The sequence below is a fragment of the Streptomyces sp. NPDC006332 genome, assembly GCF_040612855.1.
Lineage (GTDB): Bacteria > Actinomycetota > Actinomycetes > Streptomycetales > Streptomycetaceae > Streptomyces.
This window is the reverse complement of sequence record NZ_JBEXRA010000013.1, coordinates 53379-70904: the sequence shown is the minus strand read 5'-3', so window position 1 is coordinate 70904 and position 17526 is coordinate 53379. Positions and strand designations below refer to the sequence as shown.

Here is a 17526-nt window from a genome sequence, read left to right as displayed (position 1 = left end):
CTTCGTTGGTCCAAACTGACCGCGCTTTACCGCGCGGGACGTGGCGCGGGACGTCAGTACCTCGGATGCACCAGCGTCGACGGCGGCAGCCCCGTGATCCTCGTCCCCGCGGCGGCCCGCGCGTCCGCCGTCAGGGACGCCTGGGTCAGGGTGCGTGGGCGCGGTCCGTCCGGGGCGAGTCGCAGGGGCGGTCGGGACGTGGCGGACGCGAGGACGAAACCCCAGTCGCGCGGCGCCCGTTGCGGGCCGGCCGTGCGGTCGGGGCCCGCGGTGAAGCCGGAGTCACGGCCGCCGACGCGGTAGGGCGCGGTGTGCAGCCCGGCCGCCCGGACCGTAGTGTCCACCGTCCAGAACACGCGCCGGCGGGAGGCGACCGGCCCGGCGTGCACCGCCAGTCGGCCGTCGTCGGCCAGGACGCGGCGCGCGAGGTCGTAGAACTCCCGCGAGTACAGCTTCGTGCTCGCGGTGATGCCCGGGTCGGGCAGGTCCGCGATCACCACGTCGTACGCCGCCGAGGGCGCCCGGCGCAGCCAGCCGAAGGCGTCCGCCGTGCTCACCCGGACGCGCGCGTCGCCGTACACATGGCCGTTGAGCCGTGCCAGCGCCGGGTCCTGACGGGCCAGCCGGACGACGTCCGCGTCGATCTCGACGATGTCGACGCTGCGTACGTCCGGGTAGCGCAGCGCCTCCCGCGCGGCCAGTCCGTCGCCGCCGCCGAGGACGAGCACCCGGGCGTGCGGGCCGTTCATCGCGGGGCGGACCAGCGCCTCGTGGTAGCGGTGTTCGTCCCGGCCGCTGACCCGGAGCCGTCCGTCGAGGAAGAGGCCGACGGGCCGCCCATCGGTGCCGCCGGTGAGGACGACCTCCTGGATGTCCGTCTGCACCGCCACCCGTACGTCGTCGCCGTACACCGCCTGCCGTGCGGCCCGTTCGAAGTCGTCGACGAGTACGGCGGCCGTGGCCAGCAGGGCGAGGACGGCGAGGTTGGCCGCCAGGAGCAGGCAGCGGGCCCGGCAGGTCAGGTCGCGGCGGAACAGGCCGAGGACGAGCACGGCGCCGGCGACCGCGTTGACCGTGCCGGTGAGCAGGGCGCCGGTCAGCTGGCCCAGGCGCGGCAGCAGCAGGAAGGGGAAGGCCAGGCCGCCGACCAGGGCACCGACGTAGTCCGCGGCGAACAGGTCGGCGACCGCGCCGCCCGCGTCCTGGCGGCGGATGCGCTGGATCAGCTCCATGAGAAGGGGGACTTCGGCGCCGATCAGCAGGCCGATGGCGAGGGAGAAGGCGACCAGGAGACAGCGCGGGCCGCTCGCCCACAGGCCGCCCCAGGCGCCGGTCCAGGCGAACACCGCGTACAGGGCCATCGCGCTGCATCCGCCGACCAGGGCGAGCGCGGCCTCCAGGGCGCCGAACGCGGCCGCCGCGTGCCAGCGCAGGCGCTTCGCGGCGAGCGAGCCGATGCCCATCGCGAAGACCATCACGGACAGGACGACGGAGGCCTGGGTGACCGAGTCGCCGATCAGATACGAGGCCAGGGCGACGAGTTCGAGTTCGTACACCAGCCCGCAGGCCGCACAGACGAAGACACAGGCGAGGACGAAGAACCTGCCGGTGTCAGGGCGGACGGGCAGCCGCGCGGGGCCTGCCCTGGGCGGCCTGGTGCCGGGCGGGGCGGGCGCGTGCGGTTCGATCACGCTGAGACGTTACGTCACAGAAACGGCACGCCTCGTCACCCACACGTGTGAAACTCCGGGTCAACCGGGCGCCCGGTGTTTGAGCGGGCGCCCCTGGGCCCTGTCTGACCGCCGGGGTCTCAGACGCCGGACGGGCTGAGACGACTCTGCCGGGGGACGGTCTGAGCCGCCGTCACCCGGGCCCCGACCTTCGTCCGGGTGGCCACCAACTGGCCGTCCTGCGGGTACGCGTGCCAGGTACGCCAGTGCACCTGGCCCTCGTGACGGTGGGCCAGCAGCGCGGTGAAGGCGTGCGGGCTGCCGGGGAAGACGCCCGCGAGGCCGTTGGGGTGGTCGGCGACCAGGGCCAGCAACTCCTGGGCGCGCGCCGCGAACTGGACCGGCGAGAGGACCTCGACGCGGGCGGCGAACTCGTACTCCCATTCGCCGACGCGCTTGGCCACGCCCAGCGGGAGGGGTGTGCTGCTGCCCGGGATGCAGGCCACGGTCTCCGAACAGGTGCCCCGCGCCTCTTCCAGGAGCACCTGGTGGGATGCGCCGAGGAGTCTCAACTGGAGCGTGGACCCGGACAGTTCGAGGTCGAGCGTGGCCAGTGCGGGAAGCGGCTCGCGCCCCAGGGCCCAGGCGAGATCGGCCGCCTGCGTGTCGGTGTAGGAGGTGTTCAGGGTCGTGAGCATGGATCGGCTCCGCTAGCACGCAAAGAAAGGGAGGTGTGGGTCCGGCGCACCCAGGTCGACACCCGGTGTGCGGCCACGGCCCGGTCGGAGTTTCAGGGAGGGTTCCGCGGGAGGTCCGAGGGCCGCGTTGGCGTTGTAGAGGGAATCATGAACTGTGGCGTCGCCACAGTGCTTTTACCCAACTTGGTGGGGTTTCCATCCCTCAGAGGGCTCCACAGCTCAACTGTTCAACCCCGGCGCACGCCGAGGCGACGGGAGCGTGCGCCGGAGCAGTGCTACGCCCGCCGCGAGCGGTACCCGGCGGGCGTAGGAATGAGTGACGCGGTGTGCGGTGGGTGACGACGGGGCGGGGGACCCGGTGGCGTACCCGCTTCCCCCGGCGGGAGCTCAGCTGCCCCGTGACAGCTGCCTCCCGTGACGGCCGCCTCTCAGCCGCCGCCGCCCCCGCATCCTCCCCCGCCGCCCCCGCAGGATGAACCCCCGCCGCAGGACGAGCCGCCACCGCAGGAGTGGCCGCCGTGGTGCCCGCCCGAGGAGCCCGAGCCACTGTCACTGACCCCCGCGCCCCCCGCGGCCCACCAGCTGCCGTCTCCGGACCCGCTGCCCGACGAACGGCGGACCCGGCCGCCACGCCCTCCCGTGCGCACCGCGCTCTGCCGACGGTTCCTGGCCTTGGCGCGGAACGCGCCGATGAGGACGATGCAGACAACCGCCAGGATGATGCCGATGACCATGGCGTCACCCTCCTTCCGATTCCCCCGAAGCGACCCCCCGTGGGCGCCTCGCTGGGTGCGTGCCGAGGTGATGCCCCTCCGCCTCACGGGCCAAAGCAGAGTTGAGGAACTTCAGAGGGTTCTCTCCAGGCAACGACCCCTGACCTGCACAGAAGGGTTGAGTACGCGTACTCATGCACTCGTGTAGGGGGCAGGGGAGTGTGTGGCGACGAACGCTGAGTAACCCGGAGGGACAGGGAATTGGGATTACATCGGAGGCTTGGCGCCGGTGTGCTGTTGGTGGGATGTGCGCTGATGACGACGGTGGCCACCGCATGCTCCCGACCGCCCGCCGACATCGAGCTGCGGGCCAAGGCCCAGGGCGCCGACGCTCAGCGCAAGCGCCACGCGGAGGAGGCGCATATCCGGGAGCTGTTGGCACCGTTCAGCCACGTGGAGGGCCTACACCCCGGATATGCGATGTTCGAGGACAGATGCGACGAAGCCGCCGAGGGCAACATCTTCGAGCCCGCTACGGGCCCCTTGCTGACCTGCTCGATGAGCGGGCATGCCGTGTTCGGGGTCGAGGGTGAGGTCGCAGACGTGCTGCGGCGCATCGACGCCGCGCACATCGCGAAGTGGCAGCCCGACATCAACGGCCCCGGGAGTGCGTCCGGGGGATCGATGGACTACGCGCTGATGTACCAGCGGATGCGGGGCGTGGAGCCCGACGGACAACTGATGCCCGCTCCCTACCTGGAGTCGGTGAACGAAGATGTGAAGATCACATGGGACACGGTGTCCAACGGAACCACGCCCCCTCTGTACCAGGTAGAGGGCAAGGAAACGCCCGCCTGCCCGCCGAAATCCCTCCTGTACTCCCGGTGCGACATCACCCCCCAGCGCCCTGAAGCCGTCCCGTCCATCCGCGCCCGGTACGGAACGGTTCTCCAAGTGGACATCCAACCGCCCCTCTCAGGCGGAACCTACTTCGAGGTGCCCCGCCCCCCGTCCTGAGCGGATGCCGTGAAGCGCATCGCTCAGAGACGGTGCCGTGAGTGCCGACACGGATGGTCATCCGCGAAGGTGAGTTGAGGACTCCAGAGCTTGGGCGCAGGATGACCGGCATGACCTCCAGCGCACGCCCCCTCCTCAACCGCCGGCTCGCCGAGTTCGGGACGACGATCTTCGCCGAGATGTCCGCCCTGGCCGTGAGCACCGGGGCGATCAACCTGGGCCAGGGCTTCCCCGACACGGACGGCCCCGAGGAGGTCAGGGAGGCGGCCGTACGGGCCCTGCGGGACGGCCGGGGCAACCAGTACCCGCCGGGCCCGGGCGTGCCCGAGCTGCGTACGGCGATCACCGCCCACCAGGAGCGGTGGTACGGGCTGTCGTACGACCCGGACACCGAGGTGCTGGTCACCGCGGGCGCCACGGAGGCGATCGCCGCCGCGCTGCTCGCCCTGGTCGAGCCCGGGGACGAGGTCGTCGCCCTGGAGCCGTACTACGACTCGTACGCGGCCGGCATCGCGATGGCGGGCGGCACGCGGGTGCCGGTCACCCTGCGCCCGCACGAGGGCGGCTTCCGGCTCGATCTCGACGAGCTGCGCGCCGCGGTCACCGACCGCACCCGCCTGCTGCTGATCAACACGCCCCACAACCCCACCGGCACCGTCCTCACCCGCGAGGAGCTGACCGCGGTCGCCGAGCTGGCCGTGGAGCGGGATCTGCTCGTGATCACGGACGAGGTGTACGAGCACCTGGTCTTCGACGAGGCCGAGCACGTGCCGCTGGCGACCTTCCCGGGGATGCGGGAGCGGACGGTCACCGTGTCGAGTGCCGGCAAGACGTTCTCGTTCACCGGCTGGAAGGTGGGCTGGGTGACGGCGGCCCCGGGGCTGGTCAGCGCCGTGCGGTCGGCGAAGCAGTACCTGACGTACGTCTCGGCGGGCCCCTTCCAGTACGCGGTCGCCGAGGCGCTGGCCCTGCCGGACTCGTACTTCGCCGCCTTCCGCGCCGACATGCTGACCAAGCGGGACCTGCTGGCGACGGGGCTCGCGGAGGCGGGCTTCAAGGTGTTCCGGCCCGCGGGCACCTACTTCGTCACCACCGACATCCGCCCCCTCGGCGAGTCCGACGGCCTCACGTTCTGCCGCGCCCTCCCCGAGCGCGCGGGCGTCGTCGCCGTCCCGAACGCGGTCTTCTACGACCACAAGGAGGCCGGGGCGCCCTACGTCCGGTTCGCGTTCTGCAAGCGGACGGCGGTGCTGGAGGAGGCGGCGCAGCGGCTGAAGACGCCGGCGGGCTGATCACGCCGAGAGGGGTGCGGACACGAGGGAGAGCCCGGCCCCGGCACGCGACCGTGGTGGTCGGTGCCCTGGCCGGGCTCTCCCTCGCGTTCGGCGCGTGTCCGGTGGTACGCGCCGGACGCCGGTGCGGCGACGGGCCGAGGACTACTCCTCGTCTTCCTCCGGCTTCTCAGCGTCGTTGATCTCCTGCTCCAGGCCGAGCTGTTCCACGAGCCACTTGTCGAACTCGATGGCGGCTCGTACCCAGCTGACCGTGGAGGAGACGAAGTGCTCCAGGCTCACACCGGTGCCGATCAGCATCTGCGCCTCGCCGATGAGGCGGACGGTGCCGTCGTCGTGGGTGTGGCTGTAGACCTTGGGCCACAGGGTCCGTCGGTTCCAGTCGTCGATGGACTCCAGCAGCAGCTGCTTCTCGTCGATCTTGTGGGGCCGGTCGTAGAACGTCCGCACGGAGAAGACCTGCTGGTCCTCCTCACCGCGGAACATGAAGTACGTACGGAACTGCTCCCACGGCGCCGCGAGGTCACCCTCGTCGTCGACGACGTACTTGAGCTCCATCTGGTCGAGGAGCTGCTTCACAAGATCCTGATCCGGGACGACGGGGCCCGCCGGTCCTTGCGGCTGCGGCTCGGGCTGGCCCCCGAAGTTCGGAATCGAGGACGGGTCGATGGTCACCGTGATTTTCCCTTCGTACGGATCCTGCCATCCTCCCCCATCCGGGGAGGGGGGTGGCAAGCCTTGACGGGGCCTGTCAGCCCTCGGCTGACAGGATCCGGTCGGTGCGGACGTACCGCGGACATACTGCGGACGTACTACAGAGTCTTCCCCGTTACCGGGCCCACGATCAGCCCGTCCCCGAAGGCGTCCACCCGGACCGTGTCGCCGTCCTTGATCTCGCCGGAGAGGATCTCCTTGGCGAGGCGGTCGCCGATGGCGGTCTGGACCAGGCGGCGCAGCGGGCGGGCCCCGTAGGCCGGGTCGTTGCCCTCGTCGGCGAGCCAGGCGAGGGCCTCGTCGGTGATCTCCAGCGACAGGCGGCGTTCGGCGAGTCGCTTGGCCAGGCGGTCGACCTGGAGGCGGGCGATGCGGCTCAGCTCGTCCTTCGCGAGCGCCGAGAAGACGACCAGGTCGTCGAGCCGGTTGAGGAACTCCGGCTTGAACGAGGCGCGGACCACCTCCAGCACCTGTTCCTTCTTCTCCTGCTCGCTGGTCAGCGGGTCCACCAGGAAATGGCTGCCCAGGTTGGACGTCAGCACCAGGATGGTGTTGCGGAAGTCGACCGTGCGGCCCTGACCGTCGGTCAGGCGCCCGTCGTCCAGCACCTGGAGGAGGATGTCGAAGACCTCCGGGTGGGCCTTCTCCACCTCGTCGAGGAGCACCACGCTGTACGGGCGGCGGCGCACCGCCTCGGTCAGCTGACCGCCCTCCTCGTAGCCGATGTAGCCGGGCGGGGCGCCGACCAGGCGGGCCACGGAGTGCTTCTCGCCGTACTCCGACATGTCGATGCGGATCATCGCCCGCTCGTCGTCGAAGAGGAAGTCGGCGAGCGCCTTGGCGAGTTCGGTCTTGCCGACGCCGGTGGGGCCCAGGAAGAGGAACGAGCCGGTCGGGCGGTCCGGGTCGGCGATGCCGGCGCGGGTGCGGCGGACGGCGTCGGACACGGCCCGTACGGCCTCGCCCTGGCCGATCAGGCGCCGGCCCAGCTCCTCCTCCATCCGCAGCAACTTCTGCGTCTCGCCCTCCAGGAGGCGGCCGGCCGGGATGCCGGTCCAGGCGGCGACGGTGTCGGCGATGTCGTCGGCGCCGACCTCGTCCTTGACCATGGTGTCCCTGGAAACCTCCTCCTCGGCCTCCGAGGCGGCCTCCAAGTCCCGCTCCAGGGACGGGATCTCGCCGTAGAGCAGCTTGGACGCGGTGTCGAAGTCGCCGTCGCGCTGGGCGCGTTCGGCCTGGCCACGCAGCTCGTCCAGCTTCTCCTTCAGGGCACCGACCCGGTTGAGGGACTGCTTCTCCTTGTCCCAGCGGGCGGTGAGGCCGCGCAGCTCCTCCTCCTTGTCGGCGAGGTCGCGGCGCAGCTTGTCCAGACGTTCGCGGGAGGCGGGGTCGGTCTCCTTGCTGAGGGCCAGCTCCTCCATCTTCAACCGGTCGACGGCACGCTGGAGTTCGTCGATCTCGACCGGCGAGGAGTCGATCTCCATGCGCAGGCGGGAGGCGGCCTCGTCGACCAGGTCGATGGCCTTGTCGGGGAGGAAGCGGGAGGTGATGTACCGGTCGGAGAGGGTGGCCGCGGCGACCAGCGCGCTGTCCGCGATCTGCACCTTGTGGTGGGCCTCGTAGCGGCCCTTGAGACCGCGCAGGATGGCGATGGTGTCCTCGACGGTCGGCTCGGCGACCAGCACCTGCTGGAAGCGCCGCTCCAGCGCCGGGTCCTTCTCGATCCGCTCGCGGTACTCGTCGAGGGTCGTCGCGCCGACCATGCGCAGCTCGCCGCGGGCCAGCATCGGCTTGAGCATGTTGCCCGCGTCCATGGCGGAGTCCCCGCCGGCACCCGCGCCGACCACGGTGTGCAGCTCGTCGATGAAGGTGATGATCTGCCCGTCGGAGTCCTTGATCTCCGCGAGGACGGTCTTCAGCCGCTCCTCGAACTCGCCCCGGTACTTCGCCCCGGCGACCATCGCGCCCAGGTCCAGCGCGACCAGCCGCTTGTCCTTGAGGGACTCGGGCACGTCGCCCTTCACGATCCGCTGGGCCAGCCCCTCGACCACGGCGGTCTTGCCGACGCCGGGCTCGCCGATGAGCACCGGGTTGTTCTTGGTGCGGCGGGACAGTACCTGCACGACCCGCCGGATCTCCTGGTCCCGCCCGATGACGGGGTCGAGCTTGCCCTCGCGGGCGGCGGCGGTGAAATCCGTCCCGAACTTCTCCAGGGCCTTGTACTGGCCCTCGGGGTCTGCTGTGGTCACCCGGCGTCCTCCCCTTGCTTTCCGGAAGGCCTCCAGCAGCTTCTTCGCCGTGGCGCCCTGACCGGAGAGTACGTCGCCGGCCGCGCCGCCCTTCGCGGCGATGCCGATGAGCAGGTGCTCGGTGGAGAGGTACTCGTCCCCGAGCTCGGTGGCCCGCTCACCGGCGTCCGCGATCACCGCGAGCAGCTCACGGTTGGGCTGCGGGGGCGCGACGGTGGACCCGGTCACGCTGGGCAGGCCGGCCAGCACCCGCTCGACACCGGAGCGTACGGCGACCTGGTCGGCCTCGACCGCGGCGAGCAGGTCGGTGATGTTCTCGTTCTCCTGGCCCTGGAGCAGGGCCAGGAGCAGATGGGCGGGGGTGAGGTCCGGGTGCCCGTCGGACAGGGCGCGGTTTCCGGCCGCGTTGATCGCGTCCCGGCTCCGGTTGGTCAGCTCGGCGTCCACGTTCGCGTTCTCCTCCTGGCGTCATACCCGTGCCGGACTCAGCTCGCCGGCTCAGCTTGCTGACTCAGGTAGCGTACACAAACTTGAGTCTATTCCACTCAAGGCACGGGCAGGGCGAGGTCCGCCCAGGAGGCGGGTACCCCGGAAGGAAAGCGCACGAGCGGTCGGTAAGAAGGCGCCGGTGATCGGCCAGTTTCAGCCACTACGGGATTCGGTCCAGATCACGAAATATCCCGTAAAACTGCAGCGGCGTCACCGTGTTCAGGTCACGGTGACGCCGCTGCGGGGGGAAGCACCTGCGCGATCTGTTACGACGGGGGAATCGCGTCAGGCACTGCGGGGGGTGGCTGAAATGGTTCGCAGGTCGGGCACGTCCGGCTCCGCCAGACGGTGATCCCGCTGATCCAGGTTCACAAAGATCATTCCGTACCGGATGGCGCACCGCACGGGCTGTGGCGCGCCGCGGGGCTTGCGCAGGCACCGGTACGCCCGTACGTCCTCGTCCTCGTCCCGCGTCACGACGACCGGCTCGCCGAACACGGTCACCATCAACGAGTCACCGGCGTGGGGGATCGCGGTGGCCAGGTCGATGAAGTGCCAGCCCGAGCGGTAGGCGGTCGCCATCTCGCGGCGGAAGGAGCGGTCGTCCGGTGGAGTGGTCACGTCAGCTCCCGGCTTCTTCTGCCACAGAACCCGCCTCACTGGTGGCACCCGGGGCGTCGGCGTTCACGCCCACCGACGGCCAGCTGCTGTTCGCCCGAACGTCGTCCTTCCCACCGGTCGCACCACCCAGCGCTCCTAGGGCCACAACGGCGGAGAAGGCGGCGACAAGTACCGAGCGAAGCATTTTATTACGCATAGTCGGCTTCGTCCTCACTTGAAAGTCCCCTTATCCCCCGTCGAGTACGACGATGGCTCATTCGGGCACGTCATGGCCACACAATCGATGCATCATGTTCCTGCACGTTCAGGACCCTGGGGGGTGGAGATTTGGCAACGAATCGCACTAAAGGCACACATCCCCATGCGATGACGGAGTTGTGCGAGGAAGGCGGTCGCCTTTACGCCACCGCTCTGCGCGTCGGCCGCATCGCCCGTGCCGACGCGGAAGACGCCCCGTGCCTCATGGAGTTCGCCCTCCTGCACCCCGATCCCGACGACCCCGAGCTCCTGCGGCCGGTGCCCCCGGCGGTGGCGCTGGCCCAGCGACTCAACCCCCTGGAACGCGAGATCAGCGAGCGCCGGCGCCGCTCCGTCCAACTCTCGGACGTCTTCGAGCCGTTCATGGCCCTCAGCACACAGGTGACGACGACGAGCGACTCCCTCACGGTTCTGGAGGGCGGCGACCGGATCAACGCGGCGCTCAACATGGCCACCGCCCAGTGCCAGTCGGAGATGCTCACGGTCCAGCCCAGCGACCGCATGTCCGAGGCCAGCCTGCTGCAGGGAATGGAACGCGACCGGCCGCTGATCGAGCGGGGCGTGCGGATCCGCACGCTGTACCAGCACACGGCCCGCTACAGCCAGGAGAAGCTGGCGTACGCCTCCCACCTCGCCGACGGCAAGGCGGAGTACCGCACCATCGACGAGCTGGTGGAACGCCTGATCATCTGCGACGAGACCGTCGCCTTCATCCCCACCAGGGACGACCAGCAGGTCGCCCTGGAGCTTCGCCACCCCGGCCTGGTGCGTTACCTGATCAAGGTCTTCGCGTACCTCTGGGACCGTGCCGTCCCGCTGAGCACCGGGGCCCCCTACGAGACCGCTCCCGACGGCATCACGGAGATCCAGCACTCCATCGCCAAGCTGCTCGTCGAAGGCCACGTGGACGAGGCGATCGCCCGCCGGCTGGGCATGAACGTGCGCACCTGCCGCGCCCACATCGCCAAACTCGCCACCGCCCTGGGCAGCGGCAGCCGTGCCCAACTCGGCTACCTCATCGCCCACTCCGGGATCCTTGATCGGGCAGAGTGAGACGGGTCGGCTCCGGCCGCGGCGGCCCGTCGAGGCCCACCTGGGCGATCCGGACGCCGAGTTGGGTGCGGCTGGCCGCACCCAGGGTCTCCGACAGCCGCGCGATGTGGGCCCGGCAGGTGCGGACGCTAATCCCCAGCCGTTCCGCGATCACCGCGTCCTGGTGGCCCTCCGCCAGCAGGGCCGCGATGGACTGTTCGCGATGCGAGATCCCCTCGATGCCGGTGTCGGGCAGCGGAGCGGTGAGCGGGATCGCCAGCCGCCAGAGGCGTTCGAAGACCGTGCCCAGGTAGCCGACGAGGGCCGGGTGACGTAGTTCCAGGGCCAGCGTGCGGTCCGCGTTCGCCGGGATGAAGGCGACCGTGCGGTCGAACAGGATGAGGCGTTCGATCACCTCGTCCAGGGTGCGCGCCTGGACCGCGCCGCCCATCAACTCCAGGTAGGTGAGCAGACCCTGACCGTGCCGGGCCACATGGGTGTACAGGTCGCGCATGCGCACGCCCCGGGCGCGCAGGGCCAGCGCCCGGTGCAGACCCTCCGTCAGCTCGTGCTCCGGGCGGATCCCGCCGGGCTGCACGCTGAGAACCTCGTTGGTGCACGCCTCGGTCGCCTCGTCCATCGCGGCCTGGATGCGGGACAGTCCGTCCAGGACCCGGATCGCGCTGCCCTCGGCGGCTACCGCCTGCGGTCGTCGGCCGCCGAGCCCTGCGTACCACTCGAAGGCCGCGACCGCCGAACCCACCCGCCGCTGGCTCGTGCTGACCTCGTCGTACAGCCCGCGCAGCAGCCGTGTCATGACCTCCTGCGGGGCGGTCGGCACCAGCCAGTCCATGTCGTCAGGGTCCGGATGCAGCAGGGCGAGGTCCAGCAGACAGGGCACCGGTTCCGCGTCGCGGCGCGGCACCCGGCCCCGCCTTACGGCCCGGGAGTACACGCGATCGCCCGCCTCGCACAGTCGGTCGGCGCCGTGTGGATGCTGCTCCGCCGCGTGCCCGGTCATCGCCCCGTTCACCCCCCGGTTCCAGCGTCTTCCGCAGCGCAACTATGCGCGGACCGGTCCGGCTCCGCAACACGGCTCCCCGCGCCATGGGCGCCGAAAAACCGCCATTCGCCCCGTTATTCCCGGGGCCTCGACGGGCTCGCCGCAACCAGCTGGCACCTGCGCCGGGACCCCGACCACGCAGGTGTGGAGCTGGCCGGAAACCGCCACCTCGCCACCCCTCCCGCGCACCTTCGGGTCCCGGCATCGCTGCGTGAATGCCTCCCATTTTTCCTAAAAGTGTTAGGAGCTCGCATAATCGCTTCTGACAACGAGGAGGAACCCATGGTGCGCGTGGGGCTGACCCGCGAGAGACTGACCCGGGCGGGGGCCGAGCTGGCCGACGAGGTCGGGTTCGAGCAGGTGACCGTCTCGGAGCTGGCGCGACGGTTCGAGGTCAAGGTCGCGAGCCTGTACTCGCACGTCCGCAACTCCGACGACCTGAAGACGCGGATCGCCCTGCTCGCCCTGGAGGAGCTCGCCGACCGGGGCTCCGCCGCACTGGCCGGCCGGGCCGGCAAGGACGCGCTGACCGCCCTGGCGGACGTCTACCGCGACTACGCCCGCGAACACCCCGGGCGCTACGCGGCGGCCCAGTACCGGCTCTCCCCCGAGGCGGCCGCCGCGAGCGCCGGCGGGAGGCACAACGCGATGACGCGCGCCATCCTGCGCGGCTACGACCTCACCGAGCCGGACCAGACCCACGCGGTCCGGCTCCTCGGCAGCGTCTTCCACGGTTACGTCAGCCTGGAACTGGCGGGTGGTTTCAGCCACAGCGCCCCGGACAGTCAGGAGAGCTGGACGCGGATCCTGGACGCCCTCGACAGCCTGCTGCGGAACTGGCCCGCAGCCTGACCCCGCTCACCCCTCTCCACGCCGCGTGGGGCCGGCGCCGGTGCGACTACTCCAACCCGACGGCGTCGCAGGCGCTCTGGAACTTGCCGGCGCAGATCTCGGACAGCTTGTAGAAGCCGTCCTGGACCACCGTGCTCTTGATGTTGCCCTTCGTCAGGGCGACCACGGGGACCAGCTGCGCGGGGATGTCCTTGTCGGTGGGGCTGTCGACCCGGTCCGAGGCGAGGGCGTCGAACTGGATGTCCTTGCCCTGGATCTTCGCCACCGCCATCTCGGCGGCGGACTCGGCCTCCTGCGGGTACGACTTGTACACGCTCATGTACTGATCGCCCGTCAGGATCCGCTGCACGGCGGGCAGTTCGGCGTCCTGACCGGTGATCGGCGGCAGCTTGGTCACGCCCGCGCCCTTCAGGGCGTCGATGATCCCGCCGGCCATGCCGTCGTTGGCGGAGTAGACGGCGGCGATGTTGCTCGCGCCGAGCGCGTCGATCGCCTTCTCCATGTTGGCCTTGGCGTTCTCCGGCTTCCACTCCACGGTGTCGTACGACTTGGCGACCGTCACCTTGCCGCCCAGCTGGGAGAGCGCGCCCGCCTTGAACTGCTTGGCGTTCGGGTCGGTGGACGAGCCGTTCATCATGACGATCTTGTCCGCGGTGTCCCGTCCCGAGCCCAGGGCCTCGATGACGGAGCGGCCCTGGACCTCGCCGACCAGCTCGTTGTCGAAGGAGATGTACGCGTCGATCGGGCCCTCGGCGAGCCGGTCGTAGGCGATGACGGGGATGCCCTCGTCCTTCGCCTTCTTCACACCGTCGGCGATGGCGTGCGCGTCGACGGCGTCCAGCACGATCACGTCGACCTTGTTGTCGATCATCTCCTGCAGCTGCCGGGCCTGCCGTCTGGCACTCGCGTCGGCGTTGGCGTACTCGACCTTGCCCTGCTTCCTGGTGAGCTCGGCGACCTTGGCCTCGAACATCGGGTGGTCGAACTTCTCGTACCTGGTGTTCGCCTTCTCCGGCAGCAACAGGCCCACCGTGATGTCGTTCCCCTTGGTGGGGCTGGCCTCGGTACTGCTCCCGGCCACTCCCAGCGCCCCGCAGGCGGACAGGGAGAGCGTGAGGGAACCTGCGGCCACTGCTATGCCGCTACGACGCATACGGGTGTTCAACGCGCTTGCCTTCCGAACGAGGGTGCTGTCGCGACCCAGGTGAAGAAAGCCAACGCGGCCTTCACAGAGTCGTCAAGGATCAATCACTTATCGAGATGGCAACGTTAAACGTGGGGTTCCTGTGAAGGCGTGGGGGACCCTGGGTGATCTTGAGGTGCGGGCGGGGTCAAAAAAGTCACGTACAACCAATCTCCACCATCGTCAGTCCTGGTGATCAACGCTCCGCCTGCCGTTGATGATCAGGACTGAAGGACCGAATGACCCCAGTCAGACGCACGACCACCGCGGCCTCCGCCGCCGTCGCGCTCGCCACCGCGGGCGGCCTGCTCACCGCCGTCGCCACGCCCGCCTCCGCCGCCACGACCTGCGCGTCCCCCGTGTTCAAGCGCCAGTTCTTCGCGAACACCAGCCTCTCCGGGACCCGGAAGAAGACCGACTGCGACAGCGCGATCGACCAGAACTGGTCCGGCGCCCCCGCCTCCGGCCTGCCGCGCGACAACTTCGGCGTCCGCTGGAGCGTGACCCGCGACTTCGGCTCCGGCGGACCGTTCGCCTTCGCCGCCGAGGCCCAGGACGGGATACGGGTCTACCTCGACGGCGTCCGCAAGGTCGACCTGTGGAAGAACGTGTCGACGACGGTGAAGAAGACCGTGAACGTCACCATCCCCGCCGGCAAGCACACCCTCCGCGTCGACCACGTCAACTGGACCGGGTCGGCCCGCGTCAAGTTCGGCTACACGCCGCGCACTTCAGCAACCGTCGACAAGGTCGCCCCGCTCGTCCCGGCCGGCACTTCGGCGACTTACGACAAGGCCACCGGCAAGGCGAAGGTCACCTGGGCGAAGAACAAAGAGATGGACCTCGCCGGGTACCGGGTCTACCGGCGCCTGAAGGGCAGCAGTGCCTGGAAGCAGGTCGCCGCCACCTCGGCGGCCACGTACACCGACACCCCGCCGGCAAGCGGCGACACCTACTACTACGAGGTCCGCGCTCACGACAGGGCGGGCCACGAGTCAGCCGGCGGAGCCGACCGCCCGGTCACCACCGTCGACCGGACCCCACCAGCCGCGCCCTCCGGGGTCACTGCGTCCGACGGTCAGCCGGGCATCACGGTGACCTGGAAGGCGGTGCCGGGGGCGAAGCAGTACCTGGTGCACCGGCGGTGGGACGACGACGGAGGTGACAACCCGGTCGTGCAGATGGCGAAAGTGGCGAGCACGTCCTGGCTGGACACCACTGCCAAGGAGAACGTCGACTACAGCTACTGGGTCACTGCGGTCGACGGCGTCGGCAACAAGTCCGCCAAGTCGACCGCCGTCCTGATCCATCGGGACGACTTCGCGCCCTCTGCACCCACGGGCCTGACCGCCACGACAAAGGCGGGCGCCGGTGTCACGCTGACCTGGAAGACGCCCACCTCGCCCGGCACAAACGACTTGTGGAGCTACTGGATCTACCGCAACGGCAGGAAGATCGACGAGGTCCGCGGCACGCAGACCTCCTTCACCGACACCTACGTGCGGCAGAGCACCACGTACGCCTACACCGTGACCGCCGTGGACCTGCACCAGCACGAGTCCGCCCCGTCGACACCGGTCAACGGCACGGCGCCCGCCACCGGAATCGCGCCGGCTGCCGTCACCGGGCTGAGCGGAGTCATGAACGGCACCGAGATCGAGCTGCGGTGGGACCGCCTCGCGGAGGAGGACGTCGACCACTACGACATCTACCGCGGCGAGCTGCTGAACGGCGCCTGGCAGTACGAGCAGTGGGGCGAGGCATACCAATCCTGGCAGGACCAGCCGAGGTTGTTGTTCGCCCACGACATCTACAGCGGGCAGGGCGAGACGGTCCGCTGGGCCGTCGTGGCCGTGGACTCCTACGACAACTCCCGCTTCGACAGTGGCGAGGACTTCTCCTACGTCACCGTCACCGAACCCGAGAGCACCGAGTGATCCAGACCCGTCGCACCACCGCTGCGGCCTCGGCCGCCGTCGTGCTCGCCACCGCGGGCGGCCTGCTCACCGCCGTCGCCACGCCCGCCACCGCCGCCACGACCTGCGCGTCCCCCGTGTTCAAGCGCCAGTTCTTCGCGAACACCAGCCTCTCCGGGACCCCGAAGAAGACCGACTGCGACAGCGCGATCGACCAGAACTGGTCCGGCGCCCCCGCCTCCGGCGTGCCGCGCGACAACTTCGGCGTCCGCTGGAGCGTGACCCGCGACTTCGGCTCCGGAGGGCCCTTCGCCTTCACCGCCGAGGCCCAGGACGGGATACGGGTCTACCTCGACGGGGTCCGCAAGGTCGACCTGTGGAAGAACGTGTCGACGACGGTGAAGAAGACCGTGAACGTCACGATCCCCTCCGGCAGCCACACCCTGCGCGTCGACTTCGCCAACTGGACCGGGTCAGCCCGCGTCAAGTTCGGCTACACACCCCGCACTTCGGCAACCGTCGACAAGGTCAAGCCACTCGCCCCAACGGCGGCCACGGTCACGTACGACAAGGCCACCGGCAAGGCGAAGGTCACCTGGGCCAAGAACAAGGAGATGGACCTCGCCGGGTACCGGCTCTACCGGCGCCTGAAGGGCACCTCGTTCGGTGCCGCGGCGCTCGCGACGACGACCTCCACGTCGTACACCGACACCACGCTCCCCAAGTCGGGTGCGAGTTACTACTACGAGGTCCGCGCCTACGACAAGGCCGGCAACGAGTCGTCGGGCACGGCCGACCAGGGTGTGACCACCGCCGACCTGGTCGCGCCCGCCGCGCCGACCATCGTCCGCGCGACCGGTGAGGTGACCCCGAGCGGCGGGACGGGCGGGCTGGAGGTCGGCTGGGACAAGGTCGCGGACGCCGTGTCGTACCGCGTCTACCGGTCGGCGAGCGCGGGTGGCACGTACAGCGCGCTCGGCAGCACGGGCAAACTCTCGTACCTGGACACCTCGGCCGTCGAGGGGACCGTGTACTACTACCGCGTCACGGCCGTCGACGCGGCGGGCAACGAGTCCGCCCGGTCCGAGCCGCAGCGGGGCAAGATCTGGGACAACGATCCTCCGTCGCTGGTCACCGGGCTGAAAGTCACCCCGACCGAGTACGGCTTCCAGCTGAACTGGGACAAGAACCCGGCCACGGACCTCAAGCACTACACCATCCACTGGGGCGAGTTGGCGGGCGACGAGGACGAACAGGTCTGCTACGGCAGCCTGGTGGACTACGTCTCGCCCGACGACACGTCCTACGCGTACACCACGCTCCCGGACGGCGACGAGGTCTGCTTCTTCGTCGACGCCGTGGACGACGAGGGCAACTCCGCCATCAAGTGGAACGGCCCGACCGAGGCCGTGACCGCCACCGAGCTCGACACGACGCCGAGCGTGCCGACGCCCGAGGGCTCGCCGCTCCACCTGACGGCGACCGGCGCCGAGGGCGACGAGGGCAACCACCTCACGTGGTCCGGGCTCGGGTCCGACGCTCCGCAGGCAGCGGGCGGATACCGCGTCTACCGGTGGAACCCCGCGACCTCCTCGTACGCGAGGATCGCCGACCTTGGTGCCGGTGCCTCCGAGTACGTCGACACGGGCGCCCGCCACGGCACGACGTCGTACTACTGGGTGACCGCGATCGCCGCCGACGGCACCGAGTCCGCGCCCGCGGGTGACTGGGCGGTCACCGCGCCGACGGCCTGACTTTC

14 protein-coding genes are annotated in these 17526 nt (G+C 70.0%); 6 read left to right on the top strand and 8 right to left on the bottom strand.

Annotated elements, in window-relative coordinates; all coding sequences use genetic code 11:
• Positions 1–53: 53 nt before the first annotated feature.
• The 3 genes from ABZ027_RS14575 to ABZ027_RS14565 all read right to left on the bottom strand — a co-directional run bounded on the left by ABZ027_RS14575 (position 54) and on the right by ABZ027_RS14565 (position 3102).
• Positions 54–1691: a polyamine aminopropyltransferase gene (locus ABZ027_RS14575; RefSeq protein ID WP_356768004.1), complete on the bottom strand. Its 1638-nt coding sequence runs from the start codon at positions 1689–1691 to the stop codon at positions 54–56.
• Between the two features lie 119 nt (positions 1692–1810).
• Positions 1811–2368 carry a DUF2617 family protein gene (locus ABZ027_RS14570; protein WP_356768002.1) on the bottom strand — a complete coding sequence of 186 codons (558 nt, stop codon included), beginning with the start codon at positions 2366–2368 and terminating at the stop codon, positions 1811–1813.
• A 428-nt stretch (positions 2369–2796) separates the two neighbouring features.
• Positions 2797–3102 carry a hypothetical protein gene (locus tag ABZ027_RS14565; protein WP_356768000.1) on the bottom strand — a complete coding sequence of 102 codons (306 nt, stop codon included), beginning with the start codon at positions 3100–3102 and terminating at the stop codon, positions 2797–2799.
• Between the two features lie 294 nt (positions 3103–3396).
• Between ABZ027_RS14565 and ABZ027_RS14560 the strand changes: the two genes are divergently transcribed.
• Both ABZ027_RS14560 and ABZ027_RS14555 read left to right on the top strand, forming a co-directional pair.
• Positions 3397–4098, top strand: a complete 702-nt coding sequence (locus ABZ027_RS14560) for a hypothetical protein (RefSeq protein WP_356767998.1) — start codon at positions 3397–3399, stop codon at positions 4096–4098.
• 101 nt (positions 4099–4199) lie between these two features.
• Positions 4200–5390: a pyridoxal phosphate-dependent aminotransferase gene (locus ABZ027_RS14555; protein WP_356767996.1), complete on the top strand. Its 1191-nt coding sequence runs from the start codon at positions 4200–4202 to the stop codon at positions 5388–5390.
• Between the two features lie 144 nt (positions 5391–5534).
• Here the strand turns inward: ABZ027_RS14555 and ABZ027_RS14550 are convergent, their stop codons facing one another.
• The 3 genes from ABZ027_RS14550 to ABZ027_RS14540 form a co-directional block, all read right to left on the bottom strand.
• Positions 5535–6065, bottom strand: a complete 531-nt coding sequence (locus tag ABZ027_RS14550) for a YbjN domain-containing protein (protein WP_356767994.1) — start codon at positions 6063–6065, stop codon at positions 5535–5537.
• 137 nt (positions 6066–6202) lie between these two features.
• The gene (clpB, locus tag ABZ027_RS14545; RefSeq protein ID WP_356767992.1) at positions 6203–8800 is read right to left on the bottom strand and encodes an ATP-dependent chaperone ClpB; all 2598 of its coding nucleotides are present in this window, start codon (positions 8798–8800) and stop codon (positions 6203–6205) included.
• Positions 8801–9127: 327 nt separating this feature from the next.
• The gene (locus tag ABZ027_RS14540; RefSeq protein WP_356768189.1) at positions 9128–9424 is read right to left on the bottom strand and encodes a (2Fe-2S)-binding protein; all 297 of its coding nucleotides are present in this window, start codon (positions 9422–9424) and stop codon (positions 9128–9130) included.
• Between the two features lie 405 nt (positions 9425–9829).
• Between ABZ027_RS14540 and ABZ027_RS14535 the strand changes: the two genes are divergently transcribed.
• Positions 9830–10774: a helix-turn-helix transcriptional regulator gene (locus ABZ027_RS14535; protein WP_356767990.1), complete on the top strand. Its 945-nt coding sequence runs from the start codon at positions 9830–9832 to the stop codon at positions 10772–10774.
• On the opposite strand, the gene ABZ027_RS14530 is transcribed toward ABZ027_RS14535, so the two are convergent.
• Positions 10737–11774: a helix-turn-helix transcriptional regulator gene (locus tag ABZ027_RS14530; protein ID WP_356767988.1), complete on the bottom strand. Its 1038-nt coding sequence runs from the start codon at positions 11772–11774 to the stop codon at positions 10737–10739. The genes ABZ027_RS14535 and ABZ027_RS14530 overlap by 38 nt on opposite strands.
• Positions 11775–12098: 324 nt before the next feature.
• Here ABZ027_RS14530 and ABZ027_RS14525 point away from each other — a divergent pair, with 324 nt between their 5' ends.
• Complete coding sequence (locus ABZ027_RS14525; RefSeq protein WP_356767986.1) at positions 12099–12668, top strand: WHG domain-containing protein; 570 nt, start codon at positions 12099–12101, stop codon at positions 12666–12668.
• A gap of 46 nt (positions 12669–12714) precedes the next feature.
• Here ABZ027_RS14525 and ABZ027_RS14520 read toward each other — a convergent pair whose 3' ends face one another.
• A complete protein-coding gene (locus tag ABZ027_RS14520) occupies positions 12715–13821 on the bottom strand; it encodes a substrate-binding domain-containing protein (RefSeq protein ID WP_356768186.1) in 1107 nt (368 codons plus the stop codon).
• A gap of 269 nt (positions 13822–14090) precedes the next feature.
• Here ABZ027_RS14520 and ABZ027_RS14515 point away from each other — a divergent pair, with 269 nt between their 5' ends.
• Complete coding sequence (locus tag ABZ027_RS14515; protein WP_356767984.1) at positions 14091–15788, top strand: PA14 domain-containing protein; 1698 nt, start codon at positions 14091–14093, stop codon at positions 15786–15788.
• On the top strand, positions 15785–17521 hold the full coding sequence (locus ABZ027_RS14510) for a PA14 domain-containing protein (RefSeq protein WP_356767982.1): 1737 nt from the start codon (positions 15785–15787) through the stop codon (positions 17519–17521). The genes ABZ027_RS14515 and ABZ027_RS14510 overlap by 4 nt, the downstream gene beginning before the upstream one ends.
• Positions 17522–17526: the final 5 nt, after the last annotated feature.

Coding starts and splice junctions, on each gene's coding strand:
- ABZ027_RS14565 (WP_356768000.1), bottom strand. CDS start 3,102: ATGGTCATCGGCATCATCCTGGCGGTTGTCTGCATCGTCCTCATCGGC.
- ABZ027_RS14535 (WP_356767990.1), top strand. CDS start 9,830: ATGACGGAGTTGTGCGAGGAAGGCGGTCGCCTTTACGCCACCGCTCTG.
- ABZ027_RS14525 (WP_356767986.1), top strand. CDS start 12,099: ATGGTGCGCGTGGGGCTGACCCGCGAGAGACTGACCCGGGCGGGGGCC.
- ABZ027_RS14515 (WP_356767984.1), top strand. CDS start 14,091: ATGACCCCAGTCAGACGCACGACCACCGCGGCCTCCGCCGCCGTCGCG.
- ABZ027_RS14555 (WP_356767996.1), top strand. CDS start 4,200: ATGACCGGCATGACCTCCAGCGCACGCCCCCTCCTCAACCGCCGGCTC.
- ABZ027_RS14540 (WP_356768189.1), bottom strand. CDS start 9,424: ATGGCGACCGCCTACCGCTCGGGCTGGCACTTCATCGACCTGGCCACC.
- ABZ027_RS14530 (WP_356767988.1), bottom strand. CDS start 11,774: ATGACCGGGCACGCGGCGGAGCAGCATCCACACGGCGCCGACCGACTG.
- ABZ027_RS14520 (WP_356768186.1), bottom strand. CDS start 13,821: ATGCGTCGTAGCGGCATAGCAGTGGCCGCAGGTTCCCTCACGCTCTCC.
- ABZ027_RS14570 (WP_356768002.1), bottom strand. CDS start 2,368: ATGCTCACGACCCTGAACACCTCCTACACCGACACGCAGGCGGCCGAT.
- ABZ027_RS14560 (WP_356767998.1), top strand. CDS start 3,397: ATGACGACGGTGGCCACCGCATGCTCCCGACCGCCCGCCGACATCGAG.